Source organism: Paraburkholderia sp. BCC1886 (assembly GCF_900996245.1).
Lineage (GTDB): Bacteria > Pseudomonadota > Gammaproteobacteria > Burkholderiales > Burkholderiaceae > Paraburkholderia.
On the sequence record NZ_CAAJGK010000011.1, the window covers coordinates 264,824 to 286,074 of the forward strand.

A 21,251-nucleotide genomic window follows, 5' to 3' on the forward strand; every position below is an offset into this window, starting at 1 on the left:
TGATCAGTTCCCCCCGGCGAGAGCGGCTACCTGGCTCTCAAGCGCACACACGCGAGCCAGTAATTGCCTGAGCACAGACGTGTGAATGGGGATGACCTGATCGTATTCGACGGCGAACCGAATGTCTTTCGGACTTTCAAAGCCGTCTTCGTCGATGGTGGCTTCGAGCCCCTCATCCGGAGTGAGCTTGAGGAGGTTGGGAAATCCCAACTTGGCGATGTCCTGCGCCATGAAACCAAAGCGCACAGCACCCTCGGGCAGGTGCTTCCATCTGTACTCGTAGCTCTTGGCTCGTTCCACGAAGTCGAGACATGCCGAGTCTGACATCTCTTTGATATCGCGCTTCGCGCGACGGTCGGAGATGGCGTCGAACTCTAGACTGACGACCCGGGTTGTAGGGCAATAGACCCCCAGACCCGATACCGAAGCCGCGGGGTAGGGTCCGGAACTACCCTCACCGCCGGAGGTGAACGCATAGTACGCCGCGAGATTGGCAGCGAACGTACTGGAGGCGACGTACAAGCCACCGTTTATTAAGCTGTTGCCAGTGACTTGAAATTTGTAGCTGGTCCCTGCGTCGGTCGTCGTGCCGATAACAACGTTACCGGCCGGCGACACCATCAAATTGCCATAGAGCTTGGTGGGATCCCAGCTCGCCTGAGGACCAAAAAGTCCGATGAGGCGCGAGAGCGCGTCCTGAACACTCATTACCATGTCGAATCCATACAGTGAATCAAAAGCGTTGGGACAGAATCACGAACCAAACCAGACCTCCGACTGCGTGCTGGTTGCCTGCGAGGCCTTCAGGCGCTGCGCCCGTTTGACTGCCCGCATGTGACGAGCGAGCGATGCTGTCTGCGAGCCGTAAGAGCCTCGCAACTGGACAGCAAACTGGGACAGGTTCGTCGAGGCAAACTGGAAGGCGAGGGCGTCACTCGCATCAAAGGCGACACTCTCATCCGTCGTGCTGAAGGCACCGCTTGAAAAGCCACCGCTATCGCTCGCGGTGAACACGATCGTGCCAACCTGCACGCCCGTTGGATTCGCCTCGTTGTAGGCGACCACGTTCACCGTGGCGCTGGTGCCGGAGGCAAACTCGGCCATCGCGACCGAATCCGCGAAGTTGCCGGGAAAGGTGCAGGTTTCCGTGAACGGATAGACGACCGGTTGCGAAAGGGTCGGCTCACCATTCACACAGCAGGTGATGCGCGCATTCATCAACGACGCTGCGACGCTCTCTGCTGCGGCAGTCGCGGACGCTGCTGCTGCCTGGGCCTGTACACTCGCGGAGGCTTCCGACGCCTGTGCCGCTGAGGCTGAAGCCGACGCAACACCCGCCTGGCTGGTAGCAACACTTGCCTGGGAGGCGGCCGTGCTCGCCTCTGCCTCTGCATTGGACGCCGAGGTGCTGGCTTCGGCAGCACTGCTCGATGCATTGGACGCAGCTGTTTGTGCAGCGCTCGCTTGCGTCGTCACGCTACTCAGCGTGGCACTGGCCTGCGCGGAAGCCGTTGCTGCGTTACTCGCTGCACTCGATGCTGACGTGGAACTCGCCGCGGCACTCGTTGCCGATGCGGAGGCAGCCATGGCGGAATCCGACGCCTGTGCGGCAAAATAGGTCGCCGATCCGGTTTGCCCCGTGACCAATTCCGCAGCCTCATCGACCGAAGACGCAGCAGCCGCGGCACTCGTGGCCGCATCACTTGCTGATGACGCTGCCTGCACCGCGCTCGTCGCAGACGCACCGGCGTAATAGCGCGCCGAGTAGAGACCACTGTTACTGACGAAGCCTGTCGCCTGCGACGCCCATGCCAGCGCGAGGGTGACCGCGCTTTGCGCATTCGTTACCTGCGACGTTGCCTGCGTGACGGATGTTGCCGCAGCAGTAGCGGAATTAGCAGCGGCTGTGGCCGATGCACTGGCACGAGAGGCGGCACCCGTCGAGGAGGTCGCATAGCTCTTCGCGTTTGCGGCGTAGCTGCTCGCATCCACAGCGGCCGCACCAGCTTGCGAGGCAGCGTTTGCTGCTACGACCGTGCTCGTTTGTGCTTGTGAGGCATATTCAGCGGCAGCGCCAGCAGAGGCTGCCGATTGGGTCGCCGCCAAGGTGACGTTCGCAGACGCGCTACTATCCGCTGCGCTTGGGGCATTCCAGACCGTACCATCCCACGTCATGACGACTGCGGGCGATTGGCTGGTGTCCTCGTACTGGGCACCCGACACCAAGGCGTTGCCGTCGTTATCCGTCGTTGGTGCAACAGCGTAAGGACCGAGCCACAGTGGACCCAGTGCTGCGATGGCGCTGTTGATTGACGCCGCCGCGGCGGCTGCGGTCATGGCGCTGGAAGAGGCATTAGCCTCCGACGTGGCGGCGGTCGCGGCACTTGTCGCGGCACCCGTCTCGGAGCTTGCTGCCGCGCTCGCGGAATTGGATGCCTGCACGGCGTACTGCATGGCCGAGCCGTAGCCCGTGCCGTTCACCACGCCGGTTTCTTGGGCTGCCCATGCCTCGGACAACACTGCCGCGCTCTGCGCACTGGCGACACTCGCCGTAGCGTAGACCACTTGCGTAGCGGCGTTTTCGGCCCAGTACTTCGCCGAGTAGTTACTTCCGTCGACGGTCCCGGTTTCCTGATTCGCCCACGCCTGCGCGGTAACGACAGACGCCGCTGCATCCGCGGCGCTCATCGCGGCGTCGTTCACCGACACCACCGCATCAGCCGCCGACGCTGCGGCGTTAGTTGCGTTTGTTGCAGCCTCCCCGGCGTAGTAAAGCGCCGAGTAACTCACGCCATCCACGGTTCCTGATAGCTGTGCCGACCACGCTTGTGCGGTGGACACCGCATCCGTCGCTTGTCCAACCAAGGTCGTCACCGTCGCGATATAGCCTTCCGCCTGCGACGCGTAACTGCCTGCCTGACTGGCGCTGCTATCGGCATCCGTTGCTGACGCAGCTGCACTCGAGGCACTGTTCCCGGCATTGGAGGCATACATCCCCGCCTGTCCCGCTGCCGTGGAAGCGGTCGATGCGGCGCCGCCTGCTGCGCGTTGCGCGGCGCGCGCCTGCGATGCCGAGCTGGAAGCGCTACTGGCTGCCGTACCCGCATTCGCGACCAGGGTGCTCACCGTGGTTGCCTCAGCCGCAATGGTTGCCACGGAGGCAGCGGCATCAGAAGCCGACGCGGACGCTTGTGTGGCCGATTCAGCGGAGGCAAGCGCGGCGTTGTTCGCCGCATCAGCCGACGACCCGGCATTGGTCGCATAGAGGTAAGCCGAACTCTTGCCGGTGCTGCCCACATCGCCCGATGTATCGACTGCCCACGCTTCGGCGCTCGCCGCGCTCGCCTCGGCACTCGTCGCTTGCGTCGCAGCATCACTTTGACTTTGCGCAGCCGCTGTGGACGACGCGAGCGCATTCTCTGCATCCGTCAGCGCCGCGGCGGCCGACGCCGCAGCCGCGGCCTCACTGACCGTCGCGATGGCTTGCGCGTTCGCTGCTGCGGTCGCACTTTTGGCTGCCGCGGCCTGGGAAGCTGCCGCAAGCGCTGCAGCCAGCGACGCATTGGCTATCTGCTGCGCCGCAGTACCGTTGTAGTCCTCCCAAGCCACGTTCAGGTAGATGCGAAGGACATTCGGGCTTGAAGCGATATTCAGATAGGCCGCGCCGTTGACGAGTGGATCGTTGTTCAGGTCGACCGTCGGGTCACTCGTCTGATTGCCCAGCCACATGGTCCCGAGGCTCAGCACCAAGGCCGACATCGAGACCTCGGCAGCATTGACTGCCACCAATGCATTCGCTGCACTCGCTGCCGACGCTGCTGCCGCATTTGCAGACGACGCCGCGGCGGTGGCTTGATTCTTCGCGTCTGCGTCCGATACCTGTGCGGCTGACGCACTTAGCGCCGCGTTTGCTGCGAAAGTCTGCGCCGCAGTATCAGCACTGCTGGTCTGTGTAGTGGAGTCCTTTTCGACGCCCATGTCGTATCCCCGGAATGAAGTCAGTCATAGCATTCCGAGAGGCCGGCGACGGGCGACCGGCATAAGTCCCCCGCATCACTGCAGGGGAAATAGCCATCCGACAAAACAACACAGGCAGCACTGAACCTTTGCTAAACCGCAACGATCGGAATCATCTTGCGTCGCGGGCGCTCAATGTGTTCCATCTCCGTCCCGAAGATGTCACGACGATCATCGGGTAAGCCAGGGGCATCAATCAAAACAGGGATGTAGCCCGTCATCTTCTCGAAGGAAAGCGCGAAGAGGGCGATGTTGTCGGAGTAGGAATTCGCGCACGAGACATCCCAGTACTCGCCCTGCAGATACATGCAAGACCCCTTGCACAAATGCAGGACTGGGCACGCCGCGCAATTCGCCCGGTTTCTCCAGTGCGTGGCGCTTTTCAGCTCTACCTCCTCGATCTTCTCAATGTTGCCGCCGAGATGCGGTGCGCCGTTCTTGGCGACTTCACTGGCCGACACGTTCTGGCAGGTAATCACATTGCCGCGCAGATCGATCGCGATATTGCCTGGCTTGTCCATGCCGCACTTCTGACCAAGCGAGCTGGCCGGGCGATGCGTGAGCACGCCCGTGGTAAAGCCATCCACCTTGCCCAGAATCCCGCCGAAGCCAATCTGCCCGTCATTGGCAAAGACATCGTTGAATGCACGACGGCGAAAGGCAAAGTGGTCTGCCTTTGTCGCGAGCGAATTCCCGGTCCCGCCTTCGTCGTACGCGTCAATGACTGAGCCTTCCCCCAAGGGGACAGACGGATCGCCCGTGAAAGCGACAAACCACTCGTAGATTTCCCGACGTCCGTAGTTGCTCTGGTTGAGCATGGCGTTGAAGCTAAAACGCCCCCGCGGACGCAGTTGCCGATAGAGTGAGCGCACGGCTGAGCGCGTGATATCGTCGTCGAGTGGATCCGGCCCCCGCACAGCCTGGCCCGGTCCATCGTGACTCATGGCGACAATGAATTCGTTCTCCACCAGCCACTGTACGATCTCGCGATTGAGAAGCGACCCATTCGTGATCATCGAATAGACCGGCTTCTTTTCCCAGCCTGCAAAATACAGGTCCAATGCTTCCTTTAGCGGGACCAGTGTTTTCCAGTAGACGAGGGGCTCCCCTCCCCAGAACTCAATCTTCAAACCCCGTGCTTCATTGAATTCCAGGTTGCCCAACCGGTCGATGAAGGCCTCGATGTCCTTCCTGCTCGTCTCGGGCGCGTGCTCCACAAACCGCTGGGAGCAGTAGTCACAGGCGTAGTTGCACGAGAGACCCAACTGGATCTTCAGCGTACGGATCCGCTTGGATTTACGCAGGGGTTCCTCGGGTGAGAAGGGCACCACCGGCGTATGCTTGCCCGCGTGCGCCTCACAACCACCAGAGCTGAAGACTTGCCCCGAGGCATCGCTCAGGGTATTCGTCTCATTGTCGTACACAAAGACCTGACGGCCCTTGTCGTGGAGCCGCTGCCCCGTGATGTGAAAACGCATCGTGTTTATCCTTGTTTAGCCGCCATCACCGTCGCCGTCGTCGCCGTCGTCTCCGTCATCGGAGTCACCGCCACAATCGCAATTGCAGTTGTAGGTGACAGCATTGGCCGTGCAGTTGTAGGTGCAGGCACAGTTGCAGTTCGCCTGCAACCATGCGCGCGCATCGCAATTCGTACAGTTGATCGCGGAGACCGTGCAGTTCGTGCACTGGATGTTTCCGCAGTTGCAGTTGGCGGTACAGTTGCCGTTCGCGCAGTTCCCACCGGTCGTGCTTTGATACCAGGCACGACCATAGAGCGATGCGAAGTTCGCCACCGCGTCTTTGGTGTTTTGTTCGACCCAAAGCAAGGAGTCCGCTGCCCCACCGATCTCGGTGTTGATGTCGGACATCGAGATAACGCCTGAAGACTGGAGGGTCATGCCGCCACCTCCTTGCGTTTGAAGAGCCGCTTGTACCAGCTCTTCTTCCATTTCAGGGCTTCGACTTCAGCGCGCAGTTCCTTCACGGCTTCGATCAGGAGCGGAACCATCTTCTCGTACGAGACGACGTCGTAGGTGTTGCCACCCATCTCGACTTCGGTCACAGCAGACGGCACGACCTTGCGCACGTCCGTCGACACCAGACCGATGTCTGCCGTGTTCTTGCGACCCAGGAACTCATAGTCTCGCCACGTGAAGTGCATGCCGCGCAGCTGACAGACCTGATCGAGCGCGTTCACGATCGGACGGAAGTCCTTTTTGAGGCGCGGGTCGGAATAGGCCGAAACGTTTCCGGAAGCCACCATCGTCCCGGAGGCCGTGGCGACGTACCAACAATAAGAAGGTGCGCTCCAGCCACCGATCCCGAAGACACCATCCGAGCGCAAGGTCATCTGCAGGCCGAACGTGCCCTGACAGAGCCACGACATCGCAGCGTTGTAGCCATCGCCCGACCCAGACACATTGCGCACCAACACACCACATGCTTCGGCTGTTGTAGGGCTGCCGTTGTAAGCCGGCGTCTGAAGCATCACGTTGGCGCCAGTCATGTTGACCGCGTTCGCAACGTCCAGCACGCCATCCACTGTGAGCGAGCTTTGCAGAAGCGTCGCTCCGGCGACGGTCAAGGTGGAATCCATCCCCACCGTGCCAGCCACCCCCAAGTTCGACTCAAGGGCCGTAGCACCCGTGACGGTCAGCGTGCCACCCACCGTCGCATTACCGGTGGATGTTAGAGTGCTGCTCGTCTTGATCGGTCCCCCGAACACACTACCCGCGCCGGTGTTATCGAACGTGAGTGCCCCGGTGCTCAGATTCCACTGGAAGGGTCGGTAAGCGTTGTACGTTCCTTCTGCGCTGCCGCTCGCCGTCTGCAGCATCCAGAAGGAGCTACCGTCGTTGCGGAAAATCACTCCGTAGTCGTCGTTGATGATCCGCAGGTTGGCGCCTTCCGCATCGTAGGCATCCGATGACAGCGAACCCGCTGCGACCGTATCCGTCGTGATGCCGCCGGTGACACTGATGCCTTTCTTGAAAGTACCAAGCCCCCCGACTGACGTCGCGCCGCTCGTCTGAATCGATGTACTTCCATCGTCAGTGACACCCGCAACAAGGAGTCGTGTCGTCGCGTACACGAGGTTTGAGGTTACCGACGTCGAAAATACTGGGTTGACGCTATTCCAGGTGCTGGCAGACTCTGCTGCAGCGGAGGCAGAGCTGGCAGCCGCGCTAGCGCTGCTCTTAGCAGACTGAGCATAGTTGTCGGCATCGAGTGCCGATGCGTCAGCGTTCGATGCGTAGGTGCTCGCCGAGCTCGCACTGTTCGCTGAGTTAGTGGCATATGTGCTTGACTGCAAGGCGTAGTAGCGCGAGCCGTAATAGGTACCGTCCACGGTCCCGCTCGTTTGCGTAGCCCATTGTTCTGCAACGCCCTCAGCGTCAGCCGCACCGGCCGCACTTGAGGCAGCAGCACTCGCACTGGCATTCGCAGCACCAGCCGAACTGCTCGCGCTCGACGCGCTGCTGGAAGCGGCAGAAGCCGACCCCGAAGCGCCTGATGCACTGGTGGCGGCAGCCGCTGCAGAATCGCTCGCATCGGTGGCGTATGTCTGGGCGCTGCTTGCGGAGTTCGCGGCATTCGTTGCGCTTTGTTGCGCCCCGCTCGCTGAAGAAGAAGCAGCGGTGGCGCTATTGCTCGCAGCGGTCGCCAAGTTGGCCGCTGTTGTGGCACTGTTGGAGGCTGCGGTCTGACTCGCAGACGCAGCAGATGCAGAACTTGCCGCAGCCTCTGCCGCGGTCTCTGCCTGTTGTTCTTCGCTAAGGTTGGTCTTTAGTCCAGTGGCAAGCTTATCGACTTGCGTGACTAAGGACGTTACCTCGGTCGAGATAGTTTGCTGGGGATTCGGCACGGCATCAATCCTCGGATGAGGGAATGGAGAATTCATACGATTTCTTTTCTCTCCACTACTTCTGACGCGCACGTTTCCTCTGAATCTTCGGACGGAACTAAGAGACAGCAAAAAAGCCCGGCTTTTGGCCGGGCTTTTCTGATTTAGCGAAGCACGCATGCTTCGCCGTTAGCAGCAGCAATATGACCTGCAGTACAGGTCAGTGACGCTAGACTGGATACACCGGGTATTGCACTTGGGCGCCGTTGTAGGACATCGTTGCAAAACCGAGCGCCCCGGCAGGGAGGGCCACCGTACCTCCGGCTGCCGTGGACGTCAGTGCTGGCTGCTCGTCCAGATAGACTTGACCTCGAAGCGTCGGGCCGTTGTTCGCATTGAACTGCGCGAGCTGGCCTTCGTTACAGATCGGTGGGAACAACCAGATGATGTCCCCCACCACGGCGTTATCGACCGTGTAAATCTGGAACTCGTACAACGCATTGTTCACGCTACCCGGTACATCGACCGCAAACTCGTTGAAGAGCATGGGCATGAAAGCCGAGTCGGGCGTCATCTGCTGTGTCTCGTTCGGGTAGTACTGGTAGTTTCCTCCTGCCTGTCGGACCATCACTGGCATGACGGTTGTGTTGGGGGTTCCGTCCGCGTTTGCCGCCCGCTGCACTTTGATCCATGTGCCTGTGGAGAGCAACTTGTACGGAAATGGCAGCGCCCGTGTGATCGGATCGAGCTGGGCAAAGATGTTACTCGCCGCCGTCACGCACTCCAGCGCGATCACGACGGGGTCGTCGGTCAAACTCGAGTAGGTGTCAAGCAACGCCTGCGGAAGATCCGATTGCTTCAACGTTCCGGCCGCGAGAAGGGCAGCCAATGAATACCCGGTGATCGTCGAAGAATCACTCCCCATGATCCAGTTTCCACCGTTGCCCGACAGCACGTTGTTGGTGGTACCCAGCGCGGCCGTCATCTGCACTGGATTCAACAACAAGTTAGGCGTGGGCGCGACTGCAGTGTAGCGTCGCAGATCCCCCTTGTTCGCGGGGAACACCGACAGCTCATAGTTCGGACGCGGTGCCGGGTCTGACTTCACTTGCCCGTTCGAAAAAGAACCTGCTGTGCCGTCTCCCAGCTGGATCGTGTCAAACGCAGACACGTTCACGCCACCCTGCAGCCCACCATTCGCGGTGAGCGGGAACATGGCGTCGATCAGAAGCGAGACCTGATTCGCCGCCGGCGGACAACTGTCGGCCGTGTTGTCAACGTAACTGCGCGCGAAGGTGGACCCCGGACAGTCAAGCAGTTCGACGCTACCGAGGGCAAACAGCGCGGCCTGTGCGCCGATCGCAGGCTGCATGTCCGGAGGCAGCATCGTCGACCAGGCGCCGTCGTTCTCCCAACTATCGGACCAAGACGAGACGCAATCTTCCAGCCGCAAGTTCGTGGACGCACCCGGGAGCAACTGGATAGCCGCTTCGCCACAGCTCTCGAAGTGAATTCCCTTCATGAACCCGTTCAAGCCACCGCCCGTACCCGACGTATTCGATACGTCCTGGAACTGGAGAATCGTGAAAGGCGCAAAGCCCGCATGACCATCCAAGTGACGGATCATGTTGGATCCTTCGGTGCCAGCGTTATCTTTGTTGTTGAATCCAAAGCCAGCCAGCACGCCGGTGAAGTTCGTCCCGATCCGGTAGTAATCGTCCGACGCGTTGACCGTGTACGTACCAATCAACCCGTCCCAATTGCAGTAGAACTCACGGATGTGGCCCGTCGTGTTCGTGCGACACATCCCGTGCTTCAACGTCGCCGATGAGCCGCAGTTGTAATAGTCCATCTGCACTTGATCGTCTTGATCGCAGCCAATGAATCCGTAGGCCAGATCGTTCTGATAGTGCGGCAACCGCGTCATCTGACCGCCTTTCCAATACTGGTCAGTGGTGCCCATGGTCTGACGGACGTACGGCGTCGGACCATCGAACCAGATGTTCCACATCTGGCCAGTATTCATGTTCCGGAAGCAGGGCAGGCAATCGTTGGCTGCATCGAGCGGTGTCGCGATCGGCGGCACTGTCGACATCGGGACCGTGGGACGCCAGAAAATGCGGGTACCACCCTGGTCAATACCGCTCACTACTGCGCCACGCTGCACCCGGCTATAGAGGGGCACAAACGTATCGGCCATATACAGGTAGCCTGAATTGACCTTTTTCGGCGCGGGGAAGAGCAACTCGTCGCCCATTGCTGCTGCATAGGCGTCCGCAGCCACGGTAGCAGCCCAGCAATTTGTGGCAGTCTGGTCCCCGTCCTGACAGTCTGGGATGGCGCCGTACTTACGCACATCGACACCAGGCGCTGTACGAAGCGCTGCCCACGCAGACCCGTCATTCGCGATGATCTGATAGCCACCGTCATCGACGTAGGTGCCCGCGGTGGCAGTGTTTGCTGCCGTCACTTGCGCAGACGTTGCGACCAGTGTGTACTTACTGTCGCCGCCGTCATCCACGTTGTTGTAACCGCGAGTGGACGCCGTCGTGTAAAGCGTACTGTCGATCGCGCGGAAGAGCGCAAGCGTGTCGAACTGGACATCGATGCTGACCATCGCAAACGTATCCAGCGGGACTGTATTAACCATCGCGACCGTGTTCAACGTCGTCCACGCACCACTGACGTACTGAAACGTGACCGGCGGGATAGCGGTATTCGTGTATTCATCGGCCTCTTCCAGCGCACTGCCATCCGTGCGAGTGGTCGGAGGCTCGGCCGACACCTGAAAGCGCAGGCCGGTCGCCAGAGCGTACCCTAGCTGAGCTTGTTGTGCTGTGGTGAGGGCGCTTTCCAGACCGCCATAGGGAAGATCATTCCAGTCGGTCACGCCGTCGCCGATCTTGTACTTGTTTAGGCCAGCAGTGGTGCCCGTATCCAGTTCGACACCCATCTCGGCTTCGGCCAGTGTGGGGTTAGCTGCGGTCCATTCCGCTGCCGTCCCGCGTCGAAACTGAACAGTACCTTGTACTTTGAGTGCAGGTGTTACCATGGTCATTCCAAGAAATGAGTCAATAAATGCGAATACACACCGCACCCTCATCATTGCGGGAAGAGCAAACGGTGAGGGTGCGAGTGATCCATTACACCCCGGCGCCCGGACCATAAAGGTTCAAGGAGGTGTAAACCGTTTCGGTGACGGGCTCAGTCAATATCACACGTAGAAATGGTGCGATGACCACGCCGTTCTTTACAGTCTGGTTCCACGTCTGGAAGATCGCGCTAAGGGGAGCACCGTTCGATGTCGTGAGGGCAATGAAGTCCATCCGATTGATACTTGCTGTTTCCTCCAGCGTGAACGGATAGTCAAACGTCTGCCCATCAGAGTGCCCGCCGTATGGATTATCTGCACCAGCCACCGTGGTGGCAGGTCCGTCTTGCACAGTTCCCGCTGGCTGGAAGAGAAGCTGTGGTGCCGCATAGCTAGACGGGATGATCAGACACTGCTGATCGGGTGCGGTAACATACACCTGCGTCGATCTCTGAACGAAACCGAAGCAATTGACCGCCAGCGTGCCATAGGCGTACATCACGCCAATGTTGCCCGGTCCGAACGTGCCAAAGCCGCTACCGTCCTTCCCCCAACGCATCGTGGTGTTGAACATGTTGCCGACGACAATCGCGTAGTCGTAAGGCATGGACTGGATGGTGTAACCGACGCCAAAACCGTACCATCCCAAGTCGTGTACGACGTTCTCCCAGATTCCTTCGGTCAGATAGCCGCCCGGCTGACTCCAAATGAAGGCATTACCCAGTGCCTCTGTGCCCATGTCCTTGAACAGATACCCGGCCGAGATGCCGGCGACCGCGGTCAGCGCTTGGTCCGGGTGGCTATTGGCTTCCTGGAAGAACACGTACGGCGTTTGACCCGTTCGATGGGTATCGACGACCAGATCTTGTTCCCAGCCCGTATTCAACCAATGGTAGAACGCGGCACACTGAATCGACTGGGCATTGCAGTTGATGTACCAGTAATCACCCCCCGTGGTTACAGACGCGGCCCCAGCAAACCCCGCTTGCCAGATACAGTTGATGAACTGCGTATGACCGTTCGTGGTCCGATTGACCGAACCCATGCGACCGCCCGTGAACGTGACATTCACGATGCTGACTTGCAGGGTACTGTTACCGTTCTCGATCGTACCTAGTCGTCCGATCGCCAAGAGATCCGTATTCCAGATCGGCGTGATGTACTTGTTGGTGTTGTCGTACGTAGAAGCCAACTCCACGTTGGCGATCTGGCACTTGATCTGCCCGACGTATTCTTCGTACGACGGAATGCGCCAGTAGTAGCTTTCCGTGTAGGTCGCATCACCCGTCTTGCCCAGATCAACCGTCCAGTTAAAGCGAGGCTTCGCGATGGTGTAGATGCCGCCTGCACGAGCAGGTCCGACCACATGCACGCCCTCTTGCAGGATCTGCTGACCCTCCATCTCGTAAGACGCGCCATTCACGTTGTCTGGCGCCAGAATCGTGGTGCACAGCTTGTAGTCAATCGCAGCCTGTACGGCAGGCCCCGACGGGGTGTTGCCCGTCGCATCGGCACCCGTCCAGCAGATTGAGAAGTCGCTATTCAACAGGTAACCGGCATGCGTGCCGCCCGCCGAGATATCGAAGATATGCTGGTAAGGAGATGCCTCGATAGACGCGCCTGCCCAGTTCATGACGACACCAGCCGCCACCTGGATCATCGCGCCCCACTCGAAGGTGTAATGTCCGCGTAGTCCCGTGGAATTCGTGGCCGTGAACTCATGCAGACCGCGCGGAACGCGGATCGTTGCATTTAACAAATCGACGATGCCGAAGGCCGTGGTCTGGTCCGATGTCGTGTTGAACGGGGTCCCATTCTGATCGAGCAGGGAGACATTCTCGCCTACTTTATCGTTCAGGTTTTGCGGTGTGGAGCCTGCGAGATAGGTGGCTGCAAAGGTAAGCTGGCTCGCCTGCGTTACCGTAGCCGTGGTCGACGTTGATCCCGTATCGGTACCGGGGGGTCCCTGCAACCCGCCGTAGGAAAGGTCAGCCCACGCAGTAGTGCCATCTCCGATCTTGAATTGCTTGGTGTCGAGCTCGATACCCATCTCTCCTTCGGCGAGGATGGGGTTTACTGAGGTCCACTCTGCGGCATCTCCGCGGCGGAACTGGATCGTGCCTTGAATCGACAATGCTGGTTCAGTCATAAAGCCTCATACGCTTTAGAAAGCGCAACCTGGAAAATGGAGAGAAGCGAGGGGATGTGTTAGGGGGTACCTCCATCTACGCCGACGAGTTGATAGTTCAGCGCTGGCGTGACGCCAACACGACCGCCGTCGATCTTCGAGAACGACAACGCGATTCCGGTGGCTGCCACAGCAAGGACACTTGCCGCCGAATCGGCGGCTGAAGCTGCGCTGGTTGAGGCAGCACTTGCGGAGTCCGTAGCACTGGCAGCAGACGAGGCAGCAGACCCCTCACTGCTCGCCGCATCACTCGCGCTCGAGGCGGCTGCACTGGCACTCGCTGCCGCCTCGCTTGCGCTGTCACCAGCTGTAGTTGCACTGTCCGCAGCGGCGCTTGCAGAGCTTGCGGCGTTATCTTCGGATGAACTCGCTGCAGCAGCGCTCGCGGCTGCCGCCGAGGCCGACACGTTCGCAGCAGTGGCGCTATTCGACGCATTTGTCGAGGCTGTTTGTGCCGTACTGGAACTGCTCGATGCAGCTGATGCACTGTTACCCGCTGCGCTGGCGAAGCTCTGTGCATTACCGGCCGACGTGGCGGCGGCGCTGGCGTTCTGTGCCGAGGTGGTGTTGGAGGTGGTGGCAGAAGTTGCCGCGTTGGTGGCGGTGGTCGCGGCCGCTGATGCTGTGACAGCACTGTTGGCCGCGGCCGTTGCGCTCGCAGCGGCATCGCTGGCAGAGGTCGAAGCCGCAGCGGCTGCAGCCGTCGCAGTCTCGTCGCTGTCTGCTACATCTTGAAAACCAGCGCTCACCTTCGAGATCTGGCTAACAAGTGCAGTCACCTCGCTGGAGATTGTTTGTTCAGGGGTCGTCACGGTGGATATGCTCCTCAGGAGGTATGCGGGAAATACATACGATTTCCACCGCGTTTCTGAGGAGGGGTCGCTATTGGGTGCGACCTTGTATCGAAGCCAGTGCAGCCTGGAGTTCTTGTATTTGTTTTCCTTGCTGCTCGACCATCTCAGCAAGCTCCTGGACAGCTTGAACCGTCACGGCGATGATGGGGAGCGGCCGTAGGCTCAAGGGCTGGGGGGTTTGTTTCGGTACTGGTCCGAATTCGGTGTGCTCTACACTTGGTGTCGTGGCAGTCGGGTCACCGTCAACCGCGCTGGGCAGGATCTTGCGAAGTTCCTGCGCGATGAACCCTTCGTGCACGCGACCATCTGCTTCGAAAATGCCTTCGTTCTTATACTCGTAGCGGACGATACGCATCTTCATCACGCTATCGAGACCGCCACGGTAGTCCCGCACGTTTTGCTTGATGCGGGAGTCTGACGAAAACGCGATACTCCCCACGTTCGTGTAGTCGATCCAGCACTGAATAGCGCCGCCGACCCAGTAGAAGTTGAAGACGTTATCGATCGCTCCGCCGACACCCGCTCGACAACGGTAGCCGCCCGTCACAATGTTCCCACCCACGGCGACGACATCGGTACCCAATGTGCCATTCGCGAAAACAGTCCCCTCCCCGGTGCCATCGATGTTGACCGTACCTGTGCTTAGACTCCAATAGAAAGGCCGGTACGAATTGTACGAGCCGCTCGGACTCCCAGATGCGGTCGACAGCGCGTAACAGTTGTTCCCGTCGTTACGCCAGCCCGCACCATAGTTCCCGTTTGTCATGACGAGCTGGCCGAGGCTTCCGACATTAAATCCAGCAACCTGGATACCGGCCGTGTTGGTCTGCTGACCCGTGACACTCAGCGCACCGTCTACTTCCAGAGCGCCCCCAACTCGCGTCGATGATGTCACGTAGGCGGTGCCAGTCACCTGCAACTTGTAGAGGCCGTCGTCCGTCACGCTGCCGATCAGGATGTTCCCGTTCGGTGACACCATCAGGTTGCCATAGAGCTCTGCAGGATTCGCGGTCGCGGCGGGACCGAAGAGGTCGACCAGTCGCGCTGCCATTTGACTGAGGGAAGCCATGTCTTATCCTTGAAAAGAGAATGGCGCAACTGGCCATAGAATTTGCAAAGAAAGACTGGCAAATCGTCAGTGCAGCGCGACGTGCTCGTCGAATCGCTTCTTGAGTGTGCGTATCTCCATAGTCGCTTCTTGCAGTGCCGCATAGAGGAGAGGGACGAGCTTGGAGTGATCGATCATCTGCGGATCGACATGCTCTGTGACATCAAGCACGTCCTCCGGTTGCACGTCAGCAGGGTCGTAGCCTTCGCGCAGCGTCGGGTGAAAGAACACTGCGTCCTTTATCCCAAAAACTGCGTTTGGAACCACCTCAGCGATCTCATGCGCGAGGAACCCGTCGATTTCCTCTTTGCGTTCGTCTGCGATGAAGTTGTATCGGATGGGCTTCGTGAGCATGACCCGATCAAGCGCACCCACATGCACCTTGACGTTTTCCTTCAAGCGGTAGTCTGATGTCGTGCCGTAGGAGACACTGGATGTCGACGCCAAGCCAATCTGGCCGATGTTCGAAGCGTTGTAGTTGAAGACCACATAGACGCCGTTGTTGTAGCTGGTCGGCTTGGCAAAATAGGCATTCACGCCGCTGGCATTATTGACAATCAATCCGCCGTTCGCGTTTGACTCGATCGTTGTCCCATAAGCTGTTCCGCCGAGCGCTAAGGATGCCGAGCCCACAGAAAAATTACCCACCACGTCGGCGGCGCCGCCGACAGTCAGGCTGGAAGCAATCGCCGCCGAGCTGTTGGCGGTAAGCGCGCCGGTCACGACCAGTGTGCTTGACAGCGTGGTCGCTCCCGTCACCGCCAGCGTACTGCCCGCTGTTACAGCCCCGGTGATCGTCACTGTCTTATAGAAGGTCGTGAGGTACGATGCCCGGTTTATACCGTAGATCTCCGTCGCGGTCTCTCCATCGTCAGCGACCGCGTTGAACTGGAAGTTTCCCCCTGCGTTACTCCCGCTCTCCGACGTACTGTCCTTAAAGAAAGACCAGCGCGCCTTGCCCGTGTTGTTGATAGAAAACGTGGCATAGCCCGCGCCGTTATCAATCGTGAGGGCCGCACCCTGAACCGTGCCTGCAGAGGTCACACCGCCAACCATCGCAACCAGATTGTTGAAGGTCGCTTCACCGTTGAACGTTGCAGCGTTGTTATAGACAGCAGTGCCGTCAAACGTCGACTCGCCATCAACCGTGATGCTATTTGAAAACTGGATCGCGTTGTTGAACTCACTCTCGCCATTAAAGATGGCGGTTCCGTTCATATTCGCGGTGCCATTAAAGTCGGTGGTGCCGTTGTAACTGGCATCACTGTTGAACGTTGCGATACCGTTCGCATTTAACTCGCCATCGATTTCCAGATCATCCCCGAATTTCGAAGGAGCGGTGACTAACATCGCACCATTGACCTGGAGCTTGTACGTACCTTGATCGGTGACTGAGCCGACCAGGACATTTCCGGCAGGGGAGATCATGAGGTTGCCGTACAGGACGGCAGGGTTTGCAGCAGCTGCAGGACCAAATAGATCGACTACACGCGCAAGCATTTGACTTACACTGGCCATACCGGTCCCCAAATGACGGGCGTAGGAACACCGTCTGGAAGATTGATTTAATGCGGCGTGCGCAAAAGAAAAAAAGCTCCTACCTGGCGGTTCACCGGGTAGGAGCTTTATGGCGTTACGTTGTTGGTCGCAGCCTCTTATCTTTTTCGATAGCTGGCGACTTCGTTCTTCAAAGCGGTGATCTGCTTTTGCATGGCGACCATGGCGTTATGGGACGCCCGGACTTCCGCGGTCAACTCCTGCACCGAGGCCATCAGCAACGGCACCAGCTTGGAGTAGTCCACTTGCTGCGCCACGATTTCCGCTTTGACATCGAGCACGTCATCCTGCTTGATGTCCTTTGGATCATGGCCCTCACGCATGGTGAGGTGGTGCCACACGGCGTCTTTCTCGCCATGCACGGCCTCGGGCACCAACTGCGCAATTTCGTGCGCCAGGAATCCGTCAACGACGCGCTTATTGGGATCGTTCTTAAAGCTGAACCGAACCAACTTCGCCAACATCAATCGCTTCAGCGCACCGGTCATCGGAGCGATGTTTTCCTTGAGTCGATAATCCGAGGTCGTGTTGTACGCCGTCGCGCTGGTGGTCACGGTGACCGTCCCAACAGCCGCGCCCGAACTGTTAGCGAACGTGAGCGCCTGACAGCCACCCCCACCTTCTGCACCATTCAGATAGACCGTACCGTATCCAAGACCATTGGCGTGACCCTGGATAAACTGGCGCGTTACATTGACGGAAGACACAATCTGATGTTGCCCACCGAAGCCTCCAATGGTGGCGGACGTGGCGGTCCCTATAAGGACCCGCCCAGACGTGTCAATGCGCATGCGCTCCGCGCCATTAACGTCAAAAGTCAACGGCAACGCAGTGCCCGTCCCGAGTGCTCCGCTGTTAATGTACGAGAAGCCGGAGGCCGTACTCACACCCATCGACAGATACGGCGAGTTCGTCTGAACAGCAGCCGCCCAGGCAATGAACTGACTTGCCGCGCCCGTACCATTCGGTATGGCATTGACGGTCGTGTTGCCGTTCGTTGTCGACGTTTGGAACGCAAGCTGATTCGAATACGTCGCATTCGACATGTCTGCGGTGATGCGGCCACCCAACCCCACGATGTTCACACCACTGCCGTACTGCTGTCTGCCCAGCGTGTTCTCCACGATCACCCATGCACCCAGTGTCGCGTTGTACATCACTGTCACATAGGCACCCACCACCAGCTCACCACCAGTCAGCGCAACATGGCCACCGCCGTAGATCGCGTAAGCCGTCCCACCATTGGCTGCGAGGGTCGAAGCACCGGTGTTCGTCGTCTTCACAATGAAGCTCAGACGCATTCCGTGGGTCGGTGCACCCACGGCCGGGATATACGCTGCAGCGTAGGCATTCGCTACACCGGTGTCAGTGACAAACGTCATCCCGCCCGTTTGCACCTGTGCCTGTGTGGCCGAGTTGGTGAAAGACACCGGTTGCAGGATCACCACCGTGAAGACGTCCGTCGCTTGCGTCGGTGCTGTGGTGAGCGTCGCCGTGGCACCCCCCGTGAAGGTGAAGTCCACGCCCGGCACGAGCCATGCACCGTTCTGGAAGACCCAGAGATAACCCGCCAACGCACTGGCGGGCAGCGTCAGTGTCTTGACGCCCACTGCCACGGCCACGGCCTGCACGATCGGCTGCAAGAGGTTAGTTGCCTCGTACAGCACGCCCGTCAACACCGAATACGTGGTGTTGCCGTCCGCCGCCGTGAGCAACGTAATGCTGTTGCCCGTGGTTGCGGTGTAGCCGGTCGTATTCGACAGACGGGACCCGTTGGCAAACACCTGCACCAATCCGACACCGTACTGTTGCACGGCAAAGGTTGTCGTTCCGCTTGCCGGGGTGTAGTCGATCGCCGTCGGATTGCTCGACACATTCGCAGTGGTCTGGATCGTGCCATCTGGATAGGTGAAGCCGCCGACGAGTGACCGGACACCCCCATCCACTTGGAGCAGATTGGACCCATCGTCCGTTGTCGTTCCCAGTAACATCCGACCCGCTGCGTTGATCCGGGCTCGTTCGAGCCCATCGGTACGCAGCACGAGACTTCCGACACCGGTCGTGCCGCTTCCGTAAAAAGCCACCGCCGGACCATTGCTATTACTAAAACCCGCGATGCCGCTATCCGTAACGGCCTGCGTGTTGATATACAGATTCGCAGCCCGAACACTTCCGTCAACTTGAAGAATGTTAGTGCCGTCATCCGAGGTAGCGCCAACGAGAACGCGACCGCCTTGACCCATCAGCTCCAACACAGCCAAGGTGTAACTAGTCGCGCTTCGCACCACCTGCCATGCATACTGGGAAAGGGTGTAGGCATCATTCACCGCTCGGCAACCGATAGACCCGTCGGTGCCGAAGATGAACTCCCAGTTCTTCTGGTCTGTCGCCGCTCCCTCGTGCGTTAAACCGATCGAGGTTTGCCCCGTGGTCAGGTTCACAGCCCGCAGGGCGTACGACGACCCCGTGCCCGTCACAGTCCCGGCGAAATCCGCGGATCCTGCCAAAGCCGCGTAGTTGCTAGGCGTGAAATTCCCGGCGTGCCAGGCCTGATAGCTGTTGACGTACAGTTCCGCCAAGGGCAGGTTGTATTTGACCCCGTCGTAGTAGAGATACGTCCCGCCCCCACTGCCGAGGAACACGACACCTTCGTTGGCATTGCCCCCATAGCCCGATGCCCAGACAGCACCCGATGTTGCGGTGAGCAGCGGCGCACTGACATTACCGGTGAAGCTGGCGCCACTCAAAGCGGCCTTCGTCGCGATCAGGTTCGTGATCGTGGTCGAGAAGTTCGCATCATCCCCTAACGCGCTCGCGAGTTCATTCAGCGTATCGAGCGTACTGGGTGACGACGCCACGATGGCTGCGATCGCCGCATGGACGAATGCGGTGTTGGCGGCCGCCAGCGTGTTATCCCCCGCTGGCTGCGTGGGCACCATGACGGGCGCACCAAAGGTGGCCCCGCCACTGGACTGCAATGACGTTGCACCATCATCGGTAACTGTACCAATCAGGACGCGCGCTGACGCATAGACCAGCGGGGTAGTCACCGAATAAGTAAAGCGCGCGGTGAAGCTGCTGGAGTAGAGGGTGGTAAGCCACTCGCTCCCATTCCACGTGAAGAGCCACTTGTCCTTCGTGAGAACGCTAACCGTACTGCCAAAGTCGGCCGTATCGCTTCCCTGCAATGCAAGTGTGAAGTTGCTCCCTGCATCCAGGAAGACCGAACCACCCGCCGTCATCGTGGCGCCCGGCGGCAGATAAATGGTCGAGCCACTCGAGGGTGCTACCGACGTCATCACGCCCGCGTAGGTGCTGTCCAGCTTCGTACCCGATGCAGTCACGGACTTCGTGCCAGAGAACTGAAAGCCCGACACGGACGATACGGAGAAGATCCCGCCGCTTCCATCGCAGTACAACTGCTGCGACTCGCCTTGCGGGACGGTCTCAACGGACGTACCGCCAGTCATCTCGATAGTCAGTGTGTAGGCGCCCGTAGTGCCGTTATTCACAATGAACGGATGAGAGGTGGCGGGCACCACGATCACGGCATTGCTGGTGAGCGTGCCCGTGACAGCATAGATCCCGGCAGCAGCCTCCGCTGCGGTTAGGGTGGTGGTGCCACCCGTCGTGCTGATCGGCTCCACCGTGTTGGCGGTGTAGATTGCCTCTGCCGCAGATTGGGCACTGGTCGCAGCAGCAGAAGCAGAATTTGCCGCACTGGTTGCAGATGTCCCAGCAGAGTTGGAACTCACTTGCGCGGCTAGTTGGCTATCTTGGGCTTGTGTCGCCGAAGAAGACGCGGCGCTAGCAGAGCTACTGGCAGATGAAGCAGCAGACGCGGCACTACTCTCACTGGACGCCGCCGCACTGGCATCGGAAGCCGCGTTAGAAGCGGACGTGGATGCCTGCGACGCAGATGCCGATGCTTGCCCTGCCCACGCTTCAGATTGCTCGGAGTAGGCCTCAGCCGTATTGGCTGCGTTGACGGCCGAGCTTTCCGATGTGGCAGCGCTAGTAACCGACGCGCTCGCCGATGAAGCCGATGAAGCCGCCTGCGATGCGTAATACTTGGCGGAGTAACTGGTCCCATCGACCGTTTCGCTCATCAGCGACGCCCAGTTCTGGGCCAGGGTCGCCGACGTCCCCGCGTTGCTCGCCTGCGTGGTGGCATCCACGTCTGACGCTGCCGCTGCTTTCGCGTAGTAAGCGGCAGAATAGCTGGTTCCATCAACGGTCCCTGACGCTTGCGAAGCCCAGGCCTCTGCCGAGGTCGCCGCCGTTTGAGCGGTGTTGGCGTTGTTGTTTGCTACAAGCTGGCTGTCCTGCGCTTGATTTGCATAGCTCGCGGCGTCGCTCGCCGAAGAGGACGCATTGCCGGCATCCGTGGAAGCCGAGTCAGCACTGTTGGCCGCATCGGTGGCGGACGACGCCGCAGCCGTGGCGCTGTTATCCGCATCCGTCGCAGACGACGCTGCCGCGTTTGCGGAGTCGCTCGCCGCACTTGCTGAGCTACTGGCGTTATCCGCATCGGTGCTTGCACTCGATGCCGATGCCGCGGCCTGCGACGCGGAGAGCTGCGCATTGCTCGA

12 protein-coding genes are annotated in these 21,251 nt (G+C 59.6%); 2 read left to right on the forward strand and 10 right to left on the reverse strand.

The genetic code is table 11. From position 1 onward, the window contains the following. Positions 1–3: 3 nt before the first annotated feature. The 7 genes from FQ746_RS01575 to FQ746_RS01605 form a co-directional block, all read right to left on the reverse strand. Positions 4–708: a tail fiber domain-containing protein gene (locus FQ746_RS01575; RefSeq protein WP_186310596.1), complete on the reverse strand. Its 705-nt coding sequence runs from the start codon at positions 706–708 to the stop codon at positions 4–6. Positions 709–753: 45 nt separating this feature from the next. Then, positions 754–3,786: a hypothetical protein gene (locus FQ746_RS01580; RefSeq protein ID WP_144106890.1), complete on the reverse strand. Its 3,033-nt coding sequence runs from the start codon at positions 3,784–3,786 to the stop codon at positions 754–756. 323 nt (positions 3,787–4,109) lie between these two features. Then, the gene (locus tag FQ746_RS01585; protein WP_144106892.1) at positions 4,110–5,495 is read right to left on the reverse strand and encodes a radical SAM/SPASM domain-containing protein; all 1,386 of its coding nucleotides are present in this window, start codon (positions 5,493–5,495) and stop codon (positions 4,110–4,112) included. A 15-nt stretch (positions 5,496–5,510) separates the two neighbouring features. Then, positions 5,511–5,915, reverse strand: coding sequence for a hypothetical protein (locus FQ746_RS01590; RefSeq protein ID WP_144106894.1), 405 nt, complete (start codon positions 5,913–5,915; stop codon positions 5,511–5,513). Continuing rightward, the gene (locus FQ746_RS01595; protein WP_186310597.1) at positions 5,912–7,918 is read right to left on the reverse strand and encodes a tail fiber domain-containing protein; all 2,007 of its coding nucleotides are present in this window, start codon (positions 7,916–7,918) and stop codon (positions 5,912–5,914) included. Before FQ746_RS01595 ends, FQ746_RS01590 begins: the two co-directional genes overlap by 4 nt. 172 nt (positions 7,919–8,090) lie before the next feature. Beyond that, positions 8,091–10,913 carry a hypothetical protein gene (locus FQ746_RS01600; protein WP_144106897.1) on the reverse strand — a complete coding sequence of 941 codons (2,823 nt, stop codon included), beginning with the start codon at positions 10,911–10,913 and terminating at the stop codon, positions 8,091–8,093. Between the two features lie 91 nt (positions 10,914–11,004). Further along, on the reverse strand, positions 11,005–13,101 hold the full coding sequence (locus FQ746_RS01605) for a hypothetical protein (RefSeq protein WP_144106899.1): 2,097 nt from the start codon (positions 13,099–13,101) through the stop codon (positions 11,005–11,007). A 108-nt stretch (positions 13,102–13,209) separates the two neighbouring features. On the opposite strand from FQ746_RS01605, the gene FQ746_RS01610 reads away from it, so the two are divergent. Further along, a complete protein-coding gene (locus tag FQ746_RS01610) occupies positions 13,210–13,875 on the forward strand; it encodes a hypothetical protein (protein ID WP_144106901.1) in 666 nt (221 codons plus the stop codon). Positions 13,876–14,022: 147 nt separating this feature from the next. Here the strand turns inward: FQ746_RS01610 and FQ746_RS35555 are convergent, their stop codons facing one another. From FQ746_RS35555 to FQ746_RS01625, 3 genes are all read right to left on the reverse strand, one after another. Next, complete coding sequence (locus FQ746_RS35555) at positions 14,023–15,063, reverse strand: tail fiber domain-containing protein (protein WP_144106903.1); 1,041 nt, start codon at positions 15,061–15,063, stop codon at positions 14,023–14,025. Between the two features lie 66 nt (positions 15,064–15,129). Continuing rightward, positions 15,130–16,620, reverse strand: a complete 1,491-nt coding sequence (locus tag FQ746_RS01620) for a tail fiber domain-containing protein (RefSeq protein WP_144106905.1) — start codon at positions 16,618–16,620, stop codon at positions 15,130–15,132. A gap of 137 nt (positions 16,621–16,757) precedes the next feature. Next, complete coding sequence (locus FQ746_RS01625; protein WP_222105834.1) at positions 16,758–20,837, reverse strand: tail fiber domain-containing protein; 4,080 nt, start codon at positions 20,835–20,837, stop codon at positions 16,758–16,760. 196 nt (positions 20,838–21,033) lie between these two features. Between FQ746_RS01625 and FQ746_RS35000 the strand changes: the two genes are divergently transcribed. Next, positions 21,034–21,251 (forward strand): hypothetical protein (locus FQ746_RS35000; RefSeq protein WP_222105835.1); only part of this gene is annotated, 218 nt, incomplete at its 3' end.

Excerpts from the sequence above, each read along its gene's own strand:
- FQ746_RS01585 (WP_144106892.1), bottom strand. The coding sequence starts at position 5,495 with ATGCGTTTTCACATCACGGGGCAGCGGCTCCACGACAAGGGCCGTCAG.
- FQ746_RS01620 (WP_144106905.1), bottom strand. The coding sequence starts at position 16,620 with ATGGCCAGTGTAAGTCAAATGCTTGCGCGTGTAGTCGATCTATTTGGT.
- FQ746_RS01575 (WP_186310596.1), bottom strand. The coding sequence starts at position 708 with ATGAGTGTTCAGGACGCGCTCTCGCGCCTCATCGGACTTTTTGGTCCT.
- FQ746_RS35555 (WP_144106903.1), bottom strand. The coding sequence starts at position 15,063 with ATGGCTTCCCTCAGTCAAATGGCAGCGCGACTGGTCGACCTCTTCGGT.
- FQ746_RS01600 (WP_144106897.1), bottom strand. The coding sequence starts at position 10,913 with ATGGTAACACCTGCACTCAAAGTACAAGGTACTGTTCAGTTTCGACGC.
- FQ746_RS01605 (WP_144106899.1), bottom strand. The coding sequence starts at position 13,101 with ATGACTGAACCAGCATTGTCGATTCAAGGCACGATCCAGTTCCGCCGC.
- FQ746_RS01590 (WP_144106894.1), bottom strand. The coding sequence starts at position 5,915 with ATGACCCTCCAGTCTTCAGGCGTTATCTCGATGTCCGACATCAACACC.
- FQ746_RS01595 (WP_186310597.1), bottom strand. The coding sequence starts at position 7,918 with ATGAATTCTCCATTCCCTCATCCGAGGATTGATGCCGTGCCGAATCCC.